The organism is Cupriavidus sp. 2TAF22, assembly GCF_052115045.1.
In the GTDB taxonomy this organism is placed as follows: domain Bacteria; phylum Pseudomonadota; class Gammaproteobacteria; order Burkholderiales; family Burkholderiaceae; genus Cupriavidus.
The window spans coordinates 15261-30619 of sequence record NZ_JBFRFX010000038.1; the positions used below are offsets into that span (position 1 = coordinate 15261).

A 15359-nucleotide genomic window follows, 5' to 3' on the forward strand; every position below is an offset into this window, starting at 1 on the left:
AAACAAAATGTTTCTATCTGTATCCAAAATTCCTTCGAGGGGTCAATCATGCAAAAACGGGTTCAACTGAAGAAACTGGGCCGCCGTGTCCAGAAGGGTTTCACCCTGATCGAACTGATGATCGTTGTGGCGATCATCGGTATCCTGGCTGCGATTGCGATTCCGCAATATCAGCAATACACGCAAAAGGCGAAGTTCTCCGAAGTCATCAATACTGCGGAGTCGTACAAGACCGCTGTGGGTGTCTGCGTCCAGGAAACCAGCAGCGCGACGGGCTGCAGTGCTAACTCCAATGGTATTCCGCAGATTCCGACTACGCTGCCCGGTAACGTTCAGGCATTGACTGTTACAGACGGCGTCGTGACGGCGACTGGCACGGCCGCGGCCGGTGGTTATGTTTTTGCGGTTTCGCCGGTAATTGACAACGGTGTTCTCAAGTGGGCTCATGTCGCCGGTACCGATACCTGCTTCGCCGCGAATTATTGCAAGTAATTGCTGCATCTCCTGCCGCGCCGCGATTACGCAATGCGCGGCAGGTGAAGGAAAGGCGCCTCAGGGCGCCTTTTTTTATGGATCCAGGGAGTGTGCAAACTCTGCGCCTCAGTCTTCTCCGGTGCAGCCTGTGGCGCGCGTGAGAGCTGTTTTCCTGACATCGGAACCAATGCCGTGAAAGCCAGATCTGGGCCGCTGCGCCTCTCGATTACGCTGGTGATGACGTTCGCCCTGTGGACGGTCCCATACCTGATAGCGCCACATCCCCTTCCGATTCCATCCTTCTATGCCGAGTCGCTGGCCATTGCTGCGGCAATGACCATTTGTCTGCTTGCATTCTCTATGGAGGCAGGTCGTGGAGGGGCTTCCAGGGTGGCCGCTGTCGCCGTGGCACCAATTGCCTTTGCCGCCGTGTTGATTGTCCAACTGGCGGCGATTCGGCTCGAGCGGCCCGTGGCCTCTTATCTGGCGATCTTCTTTTGCATCGCTGCCGCACTGACGATCCAGGCCGGATGCTGGCTGTCCCTGGACCGGCGGCGAGCGGAACTGATCCTGCATGTCTGTGCAGTTGGGTGCGTGATTGGTGGCATCATCTCCAGCGGCATGGCTTGGATGCAGGCTTTTGGCCTGGAGCGGTACCTCGCGCCGTGGGTTGTCGCATTGCCCTTTGAAGAGGGGCGCAGGCCTTTCGCCAACCTCCTGCAGGCAAACCATCTTGCCACCCTCGCTGCGCTGGCCGTGGCCAGCGCGCTTTACCTGTGGTGCGGGCGCCTGATCGGCAGGGCCACCTTAGGGGCCTCGCTTGTCGTGCTGAGCATTGGCATCGCGCTGACCGTATCGCGCACCCCGATACTGCAGGCCGTCGTGGTTGGCGCAGGCGCCGCCGCAACGGCGCTTTCGGCCACGAGAGGCAGGCCGGGGAGAGCCGACTGGGTGCGTGCGGCGGTCCTGGGGGCCTTGCCGCTTCTGGTACTGATTGCGGCGATGGCGCTCGTGTCTTTGCTCAATCAATCCCTTGAACTTCATCTGGCCTCGACTACCGAACGCCTGGCGAGAGAGTTGCACGTGTCGCCGCGTCTCGCGCTATGGCGCTATGCGCTGGAAATTGCGCGCGAGCATCCGCTGCTTGGGGTTGGCTGGGGCGAGTATATGCGGGCGCAATATCTCATTGCTGATCGTCTCGGACCTGTCGTCGTTGCCGATAATGCGCACAATATCGTGCTGGATCTGCTTGCCAAGACAGGCATTGCGGGGGCGCTTGCCGTGCTGGTGCCATGCGTCCTGTGGGCCTGGCGTTGCGCGCAAGCCGTGCGCGCAGGCCGCGAGGCTTCGCAACGTATCTATTGCCTCACCATGGTTACGGTGGTCGCGGTGCATGCCATGCTGGAATTCCCGCAAACCTATGCCTTTTTCCTGTTGCCGGTTTGCCTGCTGCTTGGCATGGCGGAAACCTCGGTTTGGCAAAGCGCCTCCGGCAGGCTTCTGTCAGTCCTGAGTCTGTTTTCGCTCGGCGGCGTGCTGTTCGGGCTTGTCGCGGGTGGTTTCGACTATCAGAATGCGAGGGCTGTTTACGAGGGCCAGGCTGCCAGGAACTACACGCTGAATCCGTCACTGATCTTCGGCGACTGGGGACAGCGCGGGCTCGTTGGCGGAATTCCTCTGACCACAGATATGCTCCGGGAAAAGATCGCCCTTCACGAGAGCGCCTTGGACGTGGCTGCTTCACCCAAGTACATCCGCCGCTACACAGTCCTTCTCGCGCTGGACCGTCGGCCGGAGGAGGCGCTTCTACAGGTCAAGCGCCTCAGGAATCTTTCGGGCACGGAATTCGATGCGCACTATGCGTGGCTGATCGCCATGTGCGATAACCAAAAATCCCTGCTGAGTGGATTCAAGTCGCAGTTGCTCAGCCTCTATGGAGAGCCAAAAGTGCATGCCGAGGTGGTGGCCGCGGGCAGTTGAGCAAAACGGATCATTCCCCTGATTTGCATCCCCGCCCTACATCCTCAAGAAAAAGCGCCTCCGGGCGCTTTTTCTTTTCCCGCCCCCCAAGCTATCATCCGCCTTTTGCCAACCGGCATCACAAGGCATCCCGCATGCTGTCCTCCCGGTCAGCCATTCCCCTCAGCTTCCTCGCCGCCACGCTCGTCGTGCCGCTGCTGGTTTCCCGGCATACGCTTCCGCTCGCCACCTTCTACGGCGAATGGACTTCCGCGCTGCTGTTCGCCGTCGCCGTCATCATTCTGGGCGCCGTAACGCCCCGGCAAGCCGCCGGTTACGGCTATGGTTACCAGGCGGGGCCAGCCCAGCTTCCCTGGATCCTCCTCTTCCCCCTCTGGCTGATCGCTACCGGCATCGTGCAGGGGCTCGCCGGCATGGAAGATGTGTCCGGCAGCCGCCTGGTGACGGAACTGGTGCTCGCGCTTGCAGCGGCTGTGATGTGGGCGGCGTGGCGACAGGGGCGGACCGCATCATCGGCCGAGCGGCAGGCAATGGTCGATACGCTGGCCATCGCGTGGCTGGTGGCGGGACTGCTGGGCGCCGTGGCGCAGTGGGTCCAGGTGTTCGGGCTGGAGCCCGACACAGTGGGGCTGGTATCCACCTACTTCTATGACGACAACCGCCGCCTGTGGGGCAATCTGAACCAGCCCAATCACCAGGCCACGGTCGAGGGCCTGGCGCTGGCGGCGGCGGTGTGGCTGGCGGCGCGCGGCCGCTTGCGGGCGCCGGCCTGGCTGGCCGCGGCGGTGCTGCTGGTGAGTGGCATCGTGCTGTCCGGTTCGCGCACCGGGGTGCTGCACGTGGGGCTGGCCGCGGCTTACGCGCTGGTGATGGCGTGGATGGCGCGCGGGCAGGGCGCAGGCGGCGGCATGATGCGGCGTGCGCGTCCGGGCGGCAACAATCCGATGCGCCGTCCCGCGGGACTCGTGTTTGCCGCCGTGGCGATGGTGGTGACGCTGCTGATCCTCCAGCCCGCGATCAAGAGTGCGGGACAGGCAATGGGCTGGCGGCTGTTCGATACGGTGGCGCAACTGCAGGGCGCGGACCAGTTGTCGTGGCGGGGCGCGATGTGGACCCACGCGTGGGCCATGTTCCGCTCGCATCCGTGGCTGGGCGTGAGCTGGGGTGAGTTCGGCTGGGCGCAGTTTGCCCAGATGGAGCAGGTGGGCGTGAAGGTGGAGATGTCCCTCCATGCCCACAACGCCTTGCTGGACCTGCTGGCCAAGACCGGCCTGGTCGGGACGGCCGGCGTGATGTTGTCGCTGCTGGCCTGGCTATGGCGCGTTGCGTACCGTCGCCTTTGGCGCGGCGACGCGAAGGAGCGGGCGCAGACGGTCCTGGTGCTGACCTGGCTGGCGATGCTGTGCGCGCATTCCATGCTGGAGTATCCGCTGCATTACCTGTACTTCCTGCTGCCGTTCTGTTTCATGCTGGCCTGGCTGGAGCCGTCCGGCTTCGGCCGCATGCGTTTGCCGCGCGCGGCCGCCGTGCTGGCCGGGCTCGTGTATGCGGGCGTGGCGGCCGTTGTCCTCACGACCATGTGGCAGGACTTCCGCCGCGCCGAGGCGCGCGAATATGCCCGCGCCGAGCGCCGCGCCGCGCTGCCGATGCCGCAGCGCTGGTTCCGCCAGGCCGCCGCTTCCGACGCCGCCGAGGATGCGGTCATCACGCCGGCGAACGCGGCGCGGCTGCTCGGGCCGCATATCGCCGCCGTACACCTGCTGCCCACGCCGACGATGATCGCGCGCACCGCCTGGCTGCTGGCGCTGACCGGCGATCCCGCGCAGGGCCGCGCCTGGCTGGAGCGCCTGCGTTTCTACTATGCCGGTGACGAAGCGCACCAGTTTGCCGAACTGGCCCACGCCTGTTCCGAGGTGGACGCGGCCGCGCGGCCGCAGGCGTTCTGCGACTGGGTGCAGTCGCGCAGCCAGGCGATGCCCGGGCATGGGCAGGCGCACGATGCCCAGGACGATGCGGAGGACGACCCCGAATAGACACATCCCGCGCCGCGCGGCATCAGGCCTGCGCGGGCACGGGATGCGGGACTGGCTGGCCGGTCGCTACTGCGGAACGTAGCCCGGGGGCGGAGGCGGATAGTAGTAGGTCGGCGCTGCCGGCCGCGGGGCCGACGACACCATCTGGCCATAGACCGGCACGCGGTGGCCGCTGGCGTACATGCATTGCACATAGGCCGCGTCGTACTGGCGCTGGCTGCCATAGCCGGCATATTGCGCGTTGCCCGCACCAACCGCGGCGCCGGTCAGCAGGCCCACGCCCGCACCTACCGCCGCGCCCGCTCCGCCGTTGAAGGCCGCGCCCGCCGCCGCGCCCAGCGCCGTGCCCACCGCGGCGCTGCCGACCGCGCTGGTGGTGGCGGCCTGGTTGGCGGTCACGCCGCCGACCTGCCCGAAGGCGAACTGGCGGCAACCATAGTCGTCGGCGCGGAACTGGTCGAAGTTCTTGCCCGTGCCCGGCAGCACCATCACGCTGGGGCCACTGGGCATCACGGCGCAGCCGGCCAGCACCAGGGCGGCCAAAGGCAGGGCCAGCAAGACGGGGCGTTTGGCCAAAGCTGGACGGATCAACGTTTTCATCTCTGCACCTCGGTACCTCGGTCAGCAAATCGTCAGTCAAGAAAACCGTCGCACGCGGCCGCAAGGCGATGCCGCGAGCGCACGGGTACGCGTTCTCTGCGCGCGCTCAGGCCGGTGGCTGGGCCGGTACCTTCTCCCACCCGCCCGGGCAGGCCTTGATATACGGGTAATAGCCATCCGGCCGGCCGCAGTGATACCAGAACGCCTGCGCGGGAGCGGGCGCCGCGGCTGCCGGGCCGCCCATGTCGACCGGGCCATCCTGGCCCTGCTCGATATATTGCGGCGGCCCCGACGGTGCCGCGACTACGGGCGGATAGTAGTAGCCGGGCGCGTAGTACGGATAGGGGTAGCCCCAGCCATAACCATAGCCATAGCCGAAACCGGGACCGATCACGACGCCCACGCTGCCGTGCCATCCGCCATGCCATCCGCCGCCATGCCATCCACCGCCGCCGTGCCATCCACCGCCGCCGTGCCCGCCGCCGCCATGGCCGCCACCCCCTCCCGCCAGGGCGGTCCCGCTGACCGCCAGCGCTGCCACCACCAGCAGAAGCTGGCCAAACCTACGCCCGTTCATGTTGCTCACCCATGGATGATCGCGGGACGACACCCCGCCGGCGGCGCATTGGCGCCCCCTAAACTGCATTGAATACCAATTTGCCCCAGGCGGCGCGCGCCCCACGGCTGGCGAAATGCCGCGTTACGCTTGTTACAGCGGAATACGCATGGGCGCCAGATCATGTCGGTCGCGACACGAATCGCGGACGCTGGCGAGGGACGGCCTCGATACCCCGGCGGGCGGCGCGCTCCCGTGGCGCCCGCCGGGTGGGCTTGGGTTCCTGCCGCGCCCGGTCCGCCGAGTTGCCACCATGCTGATGGAACTTCACGCATTGCCGCGGGAATGTCCGACAGGCCACGGCGCTGCCGGACGGCACCGCGCAAATGGTTCCGGCCGGCTTCCTGCTACTTCCTCCTATTGCCTCCTATTCGGCGAACAGGTCTGGCCCAAACACTTCGTAGTGAATATGCGGCTCCTGGATTCCCAGCTCTTTCAGCGCGTCATGCTGCATGCGCATAAAGGGGATCGGCCCGCAGATGTAATAGTCGGCATCGGGCAGCAGGATCGCATCCTTGATCGCCTTGACATCGACAAGCCCTGCGTAATCGTAGTCCCGGCCAGCAACATCCTGCGGCAGCGGGTCGTCGTAGAACACGATCACATCGAGATTGGCATACGTCTTGGCGGTTTCACGCAGCCGGTCACGCATGGCGTGTACCCCGCTGTTGCGCGCGCCATGCACGAATACCACTTGCCGCTGCGGGTCTTGTATTGCCCTTTTGAGCATGCTGATCATGGGCGTCAGCCCCACGCCACCGCTGATCAGGACGATCGGGGTCCTGGCATCGACATCGATATGGAAGGTGCCATACGGCGCTGCCAGCTGAACCTCGTCTCCAACCTTGACATGATCATGCAAGAGGCACGACACATGCCCCGGAGGGTTCGTACCGCCGCCTTCACGCTTCACCGAGATTCGATAGCTGCGCCCGTTTGGCATATCCGACAGACTGTACTGGCGAATCTGCCGCACACCGAGCGCAGGCACGTCGACTGCGATGCTGATGTATTGACCGGGTTCGAAGTTCAACACGGGGCCGCCATCCTTGGGCTCGAGGATGAACGACGTGATCACGCTGCTTTCGGGCCGCTTCTCGCGAACGACAAAGGTACGCCCGCCGGTCCAGCCCCCGGGTTCCTCCGCGGACCGCTCGTACAGCTCGCTTTCCATGCCCATCAGCACGTCTGCAAGGTTCCCGTAAGCCTGTGCCCATGCGGAGATAATCTCTTCCGTCGCGGCGCCGCCTAGTACCTCCTTGATGGCCGCCAGCAGATGCTCCCCGACAATCGGATACTGCTCAGGCCTGACGCCCAGGCTCGCATGCTTGTTGGCAATGTTTTTCAGCACTGCCGCCAGGCTGCTCGGATCCTCGATATTCTCGGCATACGCGTAGACCGCGCGCGCGAGTGCTTCCTGCTGCTGCCCCTGCTCCTGATGCGCCATGTTGAACACATTCTTCAGCTCGGGATGCGCGCCGAGCATGCGTTCATAGAAGCGCTTTACGATGGCGGAGCCATGTTCGGCCAGCACCGGCGCAGTTGCCTTCACGATGTCTTTTGTCTTCTGCGTCAACATAGCCGGTCTCCTTTGGGCGCGGTGGTGGACTCGTCAGCTGGATCAAGTCTAGACGGCGGCTTGCCTTGTGACTTCTGCTTTCGCGATTCGACGGTTCGCCTAAGTGAGGAGTCAACGCGAGGAGCCAATGCGGGGAGTCGCCGTTCGATACGCAGGCAGAAACGCAAACACTTCGGATTCCCCCAAGGCCGAAGACCATTTTTAGATCACGGGGTTGCCACCCAGTCCCCCGACTTCCCCCCATGCTTCTCCAGCAACTTCACATCCCCCATCACCATCCCCCGGTCCACTGCCTTGCACATGTCGTAGATGGTCAGCAGCGCGACCTGGACGCCGGTCAGCGCTTCCATTTCCACGCCGGTCTGGCCGTGGGTCTCGGCGCGCACGGTGCAGCGCACGGTGGCGGCGGCCTGGTCCAGCGCAAAGTCCACCGCAACCTTGGTGAGCGCCAGCGGATGGCACAGGGGGATCAGGTCGGAGGTGCGCTTGGTGGCCATGATGGCGGCCACGCGCGCAATGCCCAGCACGTCGCCCTTCTTGGCGGTGCCGTCGCGCACCAACGCGAAGGTTGCCGGCAGCATGGTGATGGCGCCAGTGGCGATGGCCACGCGGTGGCTGTGCGCCTTGGTGCCGACGTCGACCATATGGGCTTGTCCGGCGGAATCGAAATGGGTGAGCTGGCTCATGGCGTGGACGGGAATCGAGGGGAGTTGCGGAAAAAACGGCACGGCACGGATGCTTCGCCGCGCCCGCGGGCTCAACGTCTGGCAGGGCCCGGGCCAAGCCCGGGGATGCCCGATGGGAATGGCTTCCAGAGGCCGCTATCATAGCAAGATGCGCAAGAATTCAACGCTCCGCGGAGCGCTCTCCTCGCCCGCCCGACAGGCAAGCCCGGACTCGCCCGAGGCTCGCATGCGGCATGGCGGACCCGCCGCTTTCCTGGTCCCTCCGATGCTCGTGCGCCGCTCGCTTGCGGCGCTGCTGGCGCTGACCATGGCACTGCCCGCCTGGCCGCAGCAGCGCCAGTTGCTGAACGATCCCGCGCGCACCGCCGCGGATGCCGCGGGCGGCGCAGACGGCAGCGACCAGGTCTACGACAACCTGAACCGCAGCGTGAAGGCGGGCCAGAAATCCGAGTTCGGGTTGCGTACCAATAACACGGTGGTGGAAACCAGTGGCGTGCAGTTGCCGGATCTTGGCGATCCCTCCACCGCCTCGCTCACGCCCGACATGGAACGGCGCCTGGGCGAGCGCATCATGCGCGACATCCGGCGCGATCCGGACTATGTGGTGGACCCGCTGCTGGCCGACTACCTGAACGCGCTCGGCTACCGGCTGGTGCAGGCGGCGCGCCGGCAGAACATCTCGGGCTCGACGGGGTCGGGCACCTTTGCCACCGGCTTCGAGCTGTTCGCGGTGCGTGACCGCAGCATCAACGCCTTCGCGCTGCCGGGCGGGTATATCGGCGTGCATTCCGGCCTGCTGGTGCAGTCGGACACGGAGTCGGAACTGGCCTCGGTGCTCGGCCACGAAATCGGCCACGTGATGCAGCGCCATATCGCGCGCGGCATCACCTCGCAGGACCAGTCGATGTGGATCGCGCTGGCATCGATGGTGCTGGCGGGCCTGGCCGCCACCAAGAGCGGCGACGCGGCGTCGGCGCTGGCAGTGGGCGGGCAGGCCGCGGCGGTGGCCAACCAGCTGTCGTTCTCGCGCGGCGCCGAGCGCGAGGCCGACCGCGTCGGCTTCCAGATCATGACCGCGGCCGGCTTCGATCCGCAGGGCATGCCGGACTTCTTCAAGCGCCTGCAGCGGGTGATGGGCATCTCGGAAAGCTCGGTGCCTGCCTATGTGCGTACCCACCCGCTGACCTCGGAGCGTATCGCCGACATGCAGGACCGCGTCAGCCATGTGGCGGTGCGCCGCGTCGCCAGCACGCCAGAATACGAATTCGCGCGCATGCGCGCCCGCATCATCCAGGAAACCACGCCGAGCGACGTGCAGAACGCCCGCACCGCGCTGCAAGCGCAGCTGGCCGGGGCCTCGCCGGCGCGCACGCCGGCGCTGTACTACGGCATCGCCTTCGCCGAGCAGCGCCTGGGCCGCCTTGCCGCGGCCGAGCAGTCGCTGGCCGAAGCGCGCCGGCTCTACGGCAATATCCCCGGCGCGACCTCGGGCAGCCCCATGCTCGACGTGATGGCGATCGAACTGGCGCGCGGCCAGGGCCGGCCCCAGGAAGCGCTGAACCAGGCGGTGGCGTCGATGAAGGCCTTCCCGCTATCGCACGCGGTGGCGGTGAGCTACGCGGCGACCCTGCTGGGCGCGGGGCGCCTGGACCAGGCGGTGGCCTTCCTGCGCGAACGCACGCGCGAGGATCTCTCGCGCTCGGAATGGTGGGACATGCTGGCGCGGGCCTATGCGGCCCAGGGCCGGCGCGTGCAGCAGCACCAGGCGCTGGCCGAGAAGTACGCGGTCGACGGCGCCTACCAGGCCGCCATCGAACAATTGCAGATCGCGCGCAAGGCCGGCGACGGGGATTTCTACACGCTGTCGGAGGTCGATGCGCGCCTGCACCAGCTCGAACGCCAGTATCGCGAGGAAAAGCAGGACAACAAGGGCATGCCGAACTAGCGGCCCGCGCCCCTGGCTCAGGCTGCGTTTTCGCCTGCGGGCGGCGCGGGCTGCCGCACGAAACCGTAGCGCGACGGCACTTCGTCCTCGATGATCGGCTCGATCGGCACATCGGTGCCGTGGAAATGGGACACGCCGAGATTGCCGCCGCACGCCTCGCCATGCCAGGTGCAGGCGCTGCTAAACGCGTCGAGATCATGGTCGTGCAACAACGCGGCGGTGACGCCGCCACCTGCTTGCCCGTCGATCTCGCCTGCCAGGACCACGTTGCCGTGTTCGTCCGCATGGCAGCCGCGCAGGGTGAAGGCGCGCCCCGTGGTGGTGTGCAGCCGTCCTTCGTGCAGCCGCACGATCCATGGCGCGTAGGCCAGCGCAACGAATACGCGCTGCGGTCCGTTCTGGAAATGCCAGGCGCCGCGCTCGTCGTGCTGGTAGTTGCGCTCGATAAAGGCCACCAGCGCCGGGTGCCGGATCGGGTCGCCCGACAGGCCGTTCTGCTGGGCATACTCATTGCGCATGCGCCATTGCCCGCGCCGGTCCAGCGCCAGCCAGCCGTAGCAGTTAGGTACGTTGGGCCAGCGGGCCATGGCTTGCTTGACTGTCTCGTCCATTGTTGCTGTCTCCTGTGCGGGAAGCCCTGGAGCAGGCCTTCCCGCCGGTGAATCTCGCCGCGCCCGGCGCCGCCGCTAGCGCCGCTAGCGCCGATAGCCTATGCGACCGAGTCGAAATACTGCAGGATGCGCGCCGGCAGCCACTCGATATGGCCGGCATACGGCAGCACGGGCAACGCCCGCAGCAGATCTTCGCGCGGCGTCATGAAACCGACGTGACCGCCGTGTTCCGGCTGCTCCAGCCGGACTTGCGGGCTGACCTGGGCGGGGCCGGGCAGGTGGCGCGCCGGCAGGAAGGGATCGTTGCGCGCATTGAGCACCAGGGTCGGCACGGCGATGGCGCCGAGCACTGGCTTGCTGGAAGCGCGCTTCCAGTAATCGTCGGTATCGCGAAAGCCATGCAGCGGGGCCGTCACGATATTGTCGAAGGCGTACAGGTCGCGGCTGGCAAGCATGGCGGTGCGGTCGAACAGGCCGGGATACTGGCGCAGCTTCTCCTGCGACTTGCGCTTGAGCGTCTGCAGGAACATGCGCGTATAGAGCATGTTGAACCCCTGCGAGAGCGCCGCGCCGCCGCCGGCCAGGTCCAGCGGCGCCGAGACCGATGCCGCCGCGCTGACGAAGCGCGCACCGCCCCCTTCCTCGCCCAGGTAGCGCAGCAGCGCGTTGCCGCCCAGCGAGATGCCCACTACCAGCAGCTTGCGCCCGTGCGCGCAGTACTCCCGGTGCAGCCGCTCCAGGATCCAGCGGATCTCCTGCGCGTCACCGGAGTGGTAGAAGCGCGGCGCCAGGTTCAGCTCGCCAGAGCAGCCGCGGAAATGCGGGACCACGCCCTGCCAGCCGCGCGCGGCCAGCGCATGCATCATGGTCTGCGCGTAGTGGCTCTCCGAGTTGCCTTCCAGGCCGTGGAACATGACCAGCAGCGGCGTATCCGGCGTGACCGCGTGGGTGGTCCAGTCGAGGTCGATGAAGTCGCTGTCGGGCGCCGTCCAGCGTTCGCGCCTGAAGGCCGTGCGCGGGCGCCGGGTAAAGCGCGCGGGGATGATGGTCTGGGTGTGGCCGCCGGACAGCCACCAGGGCATGCGGCGACCGCTGCCGAATGCGGTCATGCTGCGTTGGGTATCTCGTGCGCCAGTCCGGCAATCCACTAATGCAGAGCCTGGCCCGGCGCCGTGCTGACGGCGGCGACCTGGGCGGCGTTGGCCGGGCTGCAGTGGATATGCGCGAGGCGCCAGCCCTCGTGGTTCTGCATCAGCACGTAGGTGGTGTGCACGTAGAGGTCCGCCTCGACGCGGTCGTCGCCGAAGCGCAGCGCCTCGGTCACGTCGAAGATGGCCACGCCGAGCGAGGCATGGCTGCTGGTCTCGATCACGTCGATCAGCACCGGCTGCAGCTCGAGCAGCTGGGCGAAGGCCTGGCGCAACTGCTCGTGGCCGATCAGGCGCTGGCCGTCCGGCATCACGCAGGTGACCGAGTCCTCATCCAGCCACAGGCGCAGCGAGCCATCCGCATCGCGCAGTTTCATGGCTTCGCGAAAGGCTTCGACAATGTCTTCGGCGGAATCGAACAGGCGGGCAAAACGAGGCATGGTGACTGGACTCAGGATTCGTTGGCCGGATTGACACGAACTGCGGGCCGGCGCTTGGTGCGTCAGGCGCGGTGCAGGAGCTTGCGCAGCTCCACGAACACCATTTCGGGTTCGATATCTTTCAGGCAGCGCAGGTGACCCAGGGGGCACTCGCGTTTGAAGCACGGACTGCATTCGAGCTGCAGCCACATGATACTAGCAGCCTGCGACAGCGGGGGGGTATGGCGCGGGTCACTGGAGCCGAACACCGCCACCTGGGGCCGGTTCAGCGCCGCGGTGACGTGCATCAGGCCGGAATCGTTGCACACCGCGCCTTCGGAAAGCGCGAGCAGGTCCACGGCATCGTCCAGCGAGGTCTGGCCGCACAGGTTGCGCACGAAGGGCGCGCCCTTGACGATCTCGGCGGCGATCTCCGCGTCCTTGGGCGAGCCCAGCGTGATCATCTGCGCGTACGGGAACGAGCGCTTGAGCATCTGCGCCAGCTCCGCGAAATGCGCCGCCGGCCAGCGCTTGGCCGGGCCGAACTCCGCGCCCGGGCAGAAGGCGATCAGGCGCGTCTGCGGCGGGATGCCGAAACGCTCGGCGGTCTTGGCCATGCGCGCGGGATCGGTGCGCAGGCGCGGCTCGGGCAGGTGCTCGGGCAGGCGCGCGCCGGGCTTGAGCGCCAGCCGCGCATAGTGCTCGACCATTGGCGGGCGCTGGTCGCGCGGCGGGTTGGCGTGGCGGATATTGAGCATGCCGAAGCGCGCTTCGCCGCGGTAGCCGATGCGCAGCGGGATGCCGGCCAGCCAGGGGATCAATGCCGACTTGAGCGAGTTGGGCAGCACGTAGGCTGCGTCATAGCCTTCGTTCTTGAGCTGCTGCGCGAACATCAGCCGCGCCGACAGCTGCAGCTTGCCGTGCGCCAGTTCGCTGGGGAAAACCTGGTTGATCTCGGGCATGCGCGCCAGCACCGGCGCCACCCACTTGGGGGCGAGGGCGTCGATGAGCAGGCGCGGATGGCGCGCTTTCATGAGCGAGAAGAGCGGCTGCGCCATCAGGGCGTCGCCGATCCAGTTGGGGGCGATGACGAGGGCTTTTTTCATGGATGGAGCGCTGCCGGATAAAGGGGCGTGATACGGGTGGTGCGGACGGTGCGGGCCTTGCGTTCCACGCGCGCCGCGCACGCCGACGCTCCGGCGCGCCTGCTGGCGGGCCGGAGCGTCGAGTCGGCGCGGTCAGGCGTGGCGCGTGTCAGTGGTGACCCTTGATGACGGTGCCTGCCTTGAGCTTGTAGACGGTGCCGCAATACGGGCACTTCACTTCGCCGGTGTCCGTCACGTCGAGGAAGACGCGCGGATGGTAGTTCCACGCGGGCGTGTTGCCGGTGGGGCAGTGCAGCGGAAGGTCTTCTGCGCCGATTTCGATTACGGAGGCGGTTTGCGTCATGGTGTTGCGGGGATGGTTTTGGTCTTGTGTGGAACTGGAATCCGTTTCCCCGTCCGGTCCGTTGCGTGGACCGGACGGGAGCCCGGTGAACAGGTCAGCTTCGGTAATTCGGTGACTGGGTGATTCGACTCAGTGTTGCGCCTCGGCGTGGTCACGTTCAGACCAGCGTCAGCCAGTGCTTGTACTGCTCGCTGGTGCCGCCCACGGCGGCGAAGAACGCGTCCTGCACGCGCTTGGTCACCGGGCCGCGGCGGCCTTCGCCGATGAGGCGGTCGTCCAGCTCGCGGATCGGCGTGACCTCGGCGGCGGTGCCGGTGAAGAACGCTTCGTCGGCGCAGTAGACCTCGTCGCGCGTGATGCGCTTTTCGCGCACCGGGATGCCCAGGTCGCCGGCGATGGTGAGGATGGCGTCGCGCGTGATGCCGTCCAGGCAGGAAGCCAGGTCGGGGGTGTAGATCACGCCGTCGCGCACCACGAACACGTTCTCGCCGGAGCCTTCGCTGACGTAGCCTTCGGTGTCTAGCAGCAGCGCTTCGTCATAGCCGAGGCTGGTGGCTTCCTGGTTGGCCAGGATCGAGTTGATGTAGTAGCCGCTGGCCTTGGCCCTCACCATCGACACATTGACGTGGTGGCGGGTGAACGAAGACGTCTTGACGCGGATGCCGCGCTCCAGGCCTTCTTCGCCCAGGTATGCGCCCCACGGCCACGCGGCGATCGCCACGTGGATGGTGTTGCCCCTGGCCGAGACGCCCAGCTTTTCCGAGCCGATCCACACCAGCGGGCGGATATAGCAGGACTCGAGCTGGTTGGCCTTGACCACTTCGAGCTGCGCCGCTTCCAGCGTGGCCGCGTCGAAAGGCATCGCCATCTGGAAGATCTTGGCCGAGTTGAACAGGCGGCGGGTATGTTCCTTGAGACGGAAGATCGCGGTGCCGGCCGGCGTCTTGTAGGCGCGCACGCCCTCGAACACGCCCATGCCGTAGTGCAGGGTATGGGTGAGCACGTGGATCTTGGCGTCACGCCATTCGATCAACTTGCCGTCCATCCAGATTTTTCCGTCGCGATCCGCCATCGACATGGTTTGCTCCGTGTGCGCCGTCAGCCATGCAAAAGCGACATTGTAAACCCCGGGACCCCACGTGCCAACGCGGGCACGGGGCCGGCGGGGCTTAAAATCGTCACATTGTGTCCGCCGCCGCCCCGCCCGTGCCCCTGCCGCCTACGTCCCGCTTTGCCGACCTACGCACCAGCCCGCTTGCCGGCCAGCTGCGCGAGGCCCTCTTTTCCGGCGCGGCGCAGTCCGTGATCGAGCCGTTGCTGGCGCGGTTCGGCGACAGCGCCGGCCAGGCCGAAGCGCTGGTGGACGCCATGCTGGACGCCGGCGACGCGCAGTTGCTCGACCGCGTGGCGCCGGACTACCGCTGGCGCATCGTGTTGCATGCGCTGGCGTCCCTCCACCACGACTGGGACCCACGGATGCGGCCCTGCCTGGACTACGCGCTGTCCCGCGCACGCGCGGATGCGCCGGCGGTGCCGGCCCCTGTCCGCGGCGCGCTGGCCATGGGGCAACTCTACGCGGGCGATGTCACGGGGGCGCTGGCGCTGCTGCAGGCCGGCAACGCGGGCGGGGACGAGACGGCACGGCGCGCGCTTGCCCGCGTGCAGGAAGGCGACTGGCCCGCTGCCCAGGCCGGTTTCGAGGCTGCGCTCAAGCAGCTGCGGGCCGGATCCGGGGAACGCACGGGCCTGATGGATGCCACGCTGGCACCGTTCTACCCGCTGTCCCTGCTGGCGCAGCGCTCGCCCGCGCATCTCGAGC

At 66.6% G+C, this 15359-nt stretch carries 14 protein-coding genes; 4 read left to right on the forward strand and 10 right to left on the reverse strand.

Features of this window, described 5'->3' with window-relative positions:
- Positions 1-48: 48 nt before the first annotated feature.
- The 3 genes from AB4Z48_RS31980 (at position 49) to AB4Z48_RS31990 (ending at position 4487) form a co-directional block, all read left to right on the forward strand.
- Complete coding sequence (locus AB4Z48_RS31980; protein WP_441621535.1) at positions 49-492, forward strand: pilin; 444 nt, start codon at positions 49-51, stop codon at positions 490-492.
- 174 nt (positions 493-666) lie between these two features.
- Positions 667-2454 (forward strand): Wzy polymerase domain-containing protein, encoded by a 1788-nt coding sequence (locus tag AB4Z48_RS31985; RefSeq protein WP_441621470.1) that lies wholly within the window; start codon positions 667-669, stop codon positions 2452-2454.
- 134 nt (positions 2455-2588) lie between these two features.
- Entirely contained in the window at positions 2589-4487 is a 1899-nt protein-coding gene (locus AB4Z48_RS31990; protein ID WP_441621472.1) for a Wzy polymerase domain-containing protein, read from the forward strand.
- 66 nt (positions 4488-4553) lie between these two features.
- On the opposite strand, the gene AB4Z48_RS31995 is transcribed toward AB4Z48_RS31990, so the two are convergent.
- The 4 genes from AB4Z48_RS31995 to moaC form a co-directional block, all read right to left on the reverse strand.
- Positions 4554-5087: a hypothetical protein gene (locus AB4Z48_RS31995; RefSeq protein WP_441621473.1), complete on the reverse strand. Its 534-nt coding sequence runs from the start codon at positions 5085-5087 to the stop codon at positions 4554-4556.
- A 106-nt stretch (positions 5088-5193) separates the two neighbouring features.
- On the reverse strand, positions 5194-5664 hold the full coding sequence (locus AB4Z48_RS32000) for a hypothetical protein (RefSeq protein WP_441621474.1): 471 nt from the start codon (positions 5662-5664) through the stop codon (positions 5194-5196).
- Between the two features lie 406 nt (positions 5665-6070).
- On the reverse strand, positions 6071-7282 hold the full coding sequence (hmpA, locus tag AB4Z48_RS32005) for an NO-inducible flavohemoprotein (RefSeq protein WP_441621475.1): 1212 nt from the start codon (positions 7280-7282) through the stop codon (positions 6071-6073).
- Positions 7283-7488: 206 nt separating this feature from the next.
- A complete protein-coding gene (moaC, locus tag AB4Z48_RS32010; protein WP_441621477.1) occupies positions 7489-7968 on the reverse strand; it encodes a cyclic pyranopterin monophosphate synthase MoaC in 480 nt (159 codons plus the stop codon).
- Between the two features lie 265 nt (positions 7969-8233).
- On the opposite strand from moaC, the gene AB4Z48_RS32015 reads away from it, so the two are divergent.
- A complete protein-coding gene (locus AB4Z48_RS32015) occupies positions 8234-9913 on the forward strand; it encodes a M48 family metalloprotease (protein ID WP_441621479.1) in 1680 nt (559 codons plus the stop codon).
- Between the two features lie 17 nt (positions 9914-9930).
- Here the strand turns inward: AB4Z48_RS32015 and AB4Z48_RS32020 are convergent, their stop codons facing one another.
- The 6 genes from AB4Z48_RS32020 to AB4Z48_RS32045 all read right to left on the reverse strand — a co-directional run bounded on the left by AB4Z48_RS32020 (position 9931) and on the right by AB4Z48_RS32045 (position 14618).
- On the reverse strand, positions 9931-10524 hold the full coding sequence (locus AB4Z48_RS32020) for a DUF2946 family protein (RefSeq protein WP_441621481.1): 594 nt from the start codon (positions 10522-10524) through the stop codon (positions 9931-9933).
- A 98-nt stretch (positions 10525-10622) separates the two neighbouring features.
- Complete coding sequence (locus tag AB4Z48_RS32025; protein ID WP_441621483.1) at positions 10623-11633, reverse strand: YheT family hydrolase; 1011 nt, start codon at positions 11631-11633, stop codon at positions 10623-10625.
- 38 nt (positions 11634-11671) lie between these two features.
- Positions 11672-12112 (reverse strand): YybH family protein, encoded by a 441-nt coding sequence (locus AB4Z48_RS32030; RefSeq protein WP_441621485.1) that lies wholly within the window; start codon positions 12110-12112, stop codon positions 11672-11674.
- A gap of 62 nt (positions 12113-12174) precedes the next feature.
- The gene (waaF, locus tag AB4Z48_RS32035) at positions 12175-13197 is read right to left on the reverse strand and encodes a lipopolysaccharide heptosyltransferase II (RefSeq protein WP_441621487.1); all 1023 of its coding nucleotides are present in this window, start codon (positions 13195-13197) and stop codon (positions 12175-12177) included.
- Between the two features lie 148 nt (positions 13198-13345).
- Positions 13346-13540 (reverse strand): zinc-finger domain-containing protein, encoded by a 195-nt coding sequence (locus AB4Z48_RS32040; RefSeq protein ID WP_017228539.1) that lies wholly within the window; start codon positions 13538-13540, stop codon positions 13346-13348.
- 157 nt (positions 13541-13697) lie between these two features.
- Complete coding sequence (locus AB4Z48_RS32045) at positions 13698-14618, reverse strand: branched-chain amino acid transaminase (RefSeq protein WP_441621489.1); 921 nt, start codon at positions 14616-14618, stop codon at positions 13698-13700.
- Between the last annotated feature and the right edge of the window lie 741 nt (positions 14619-15359).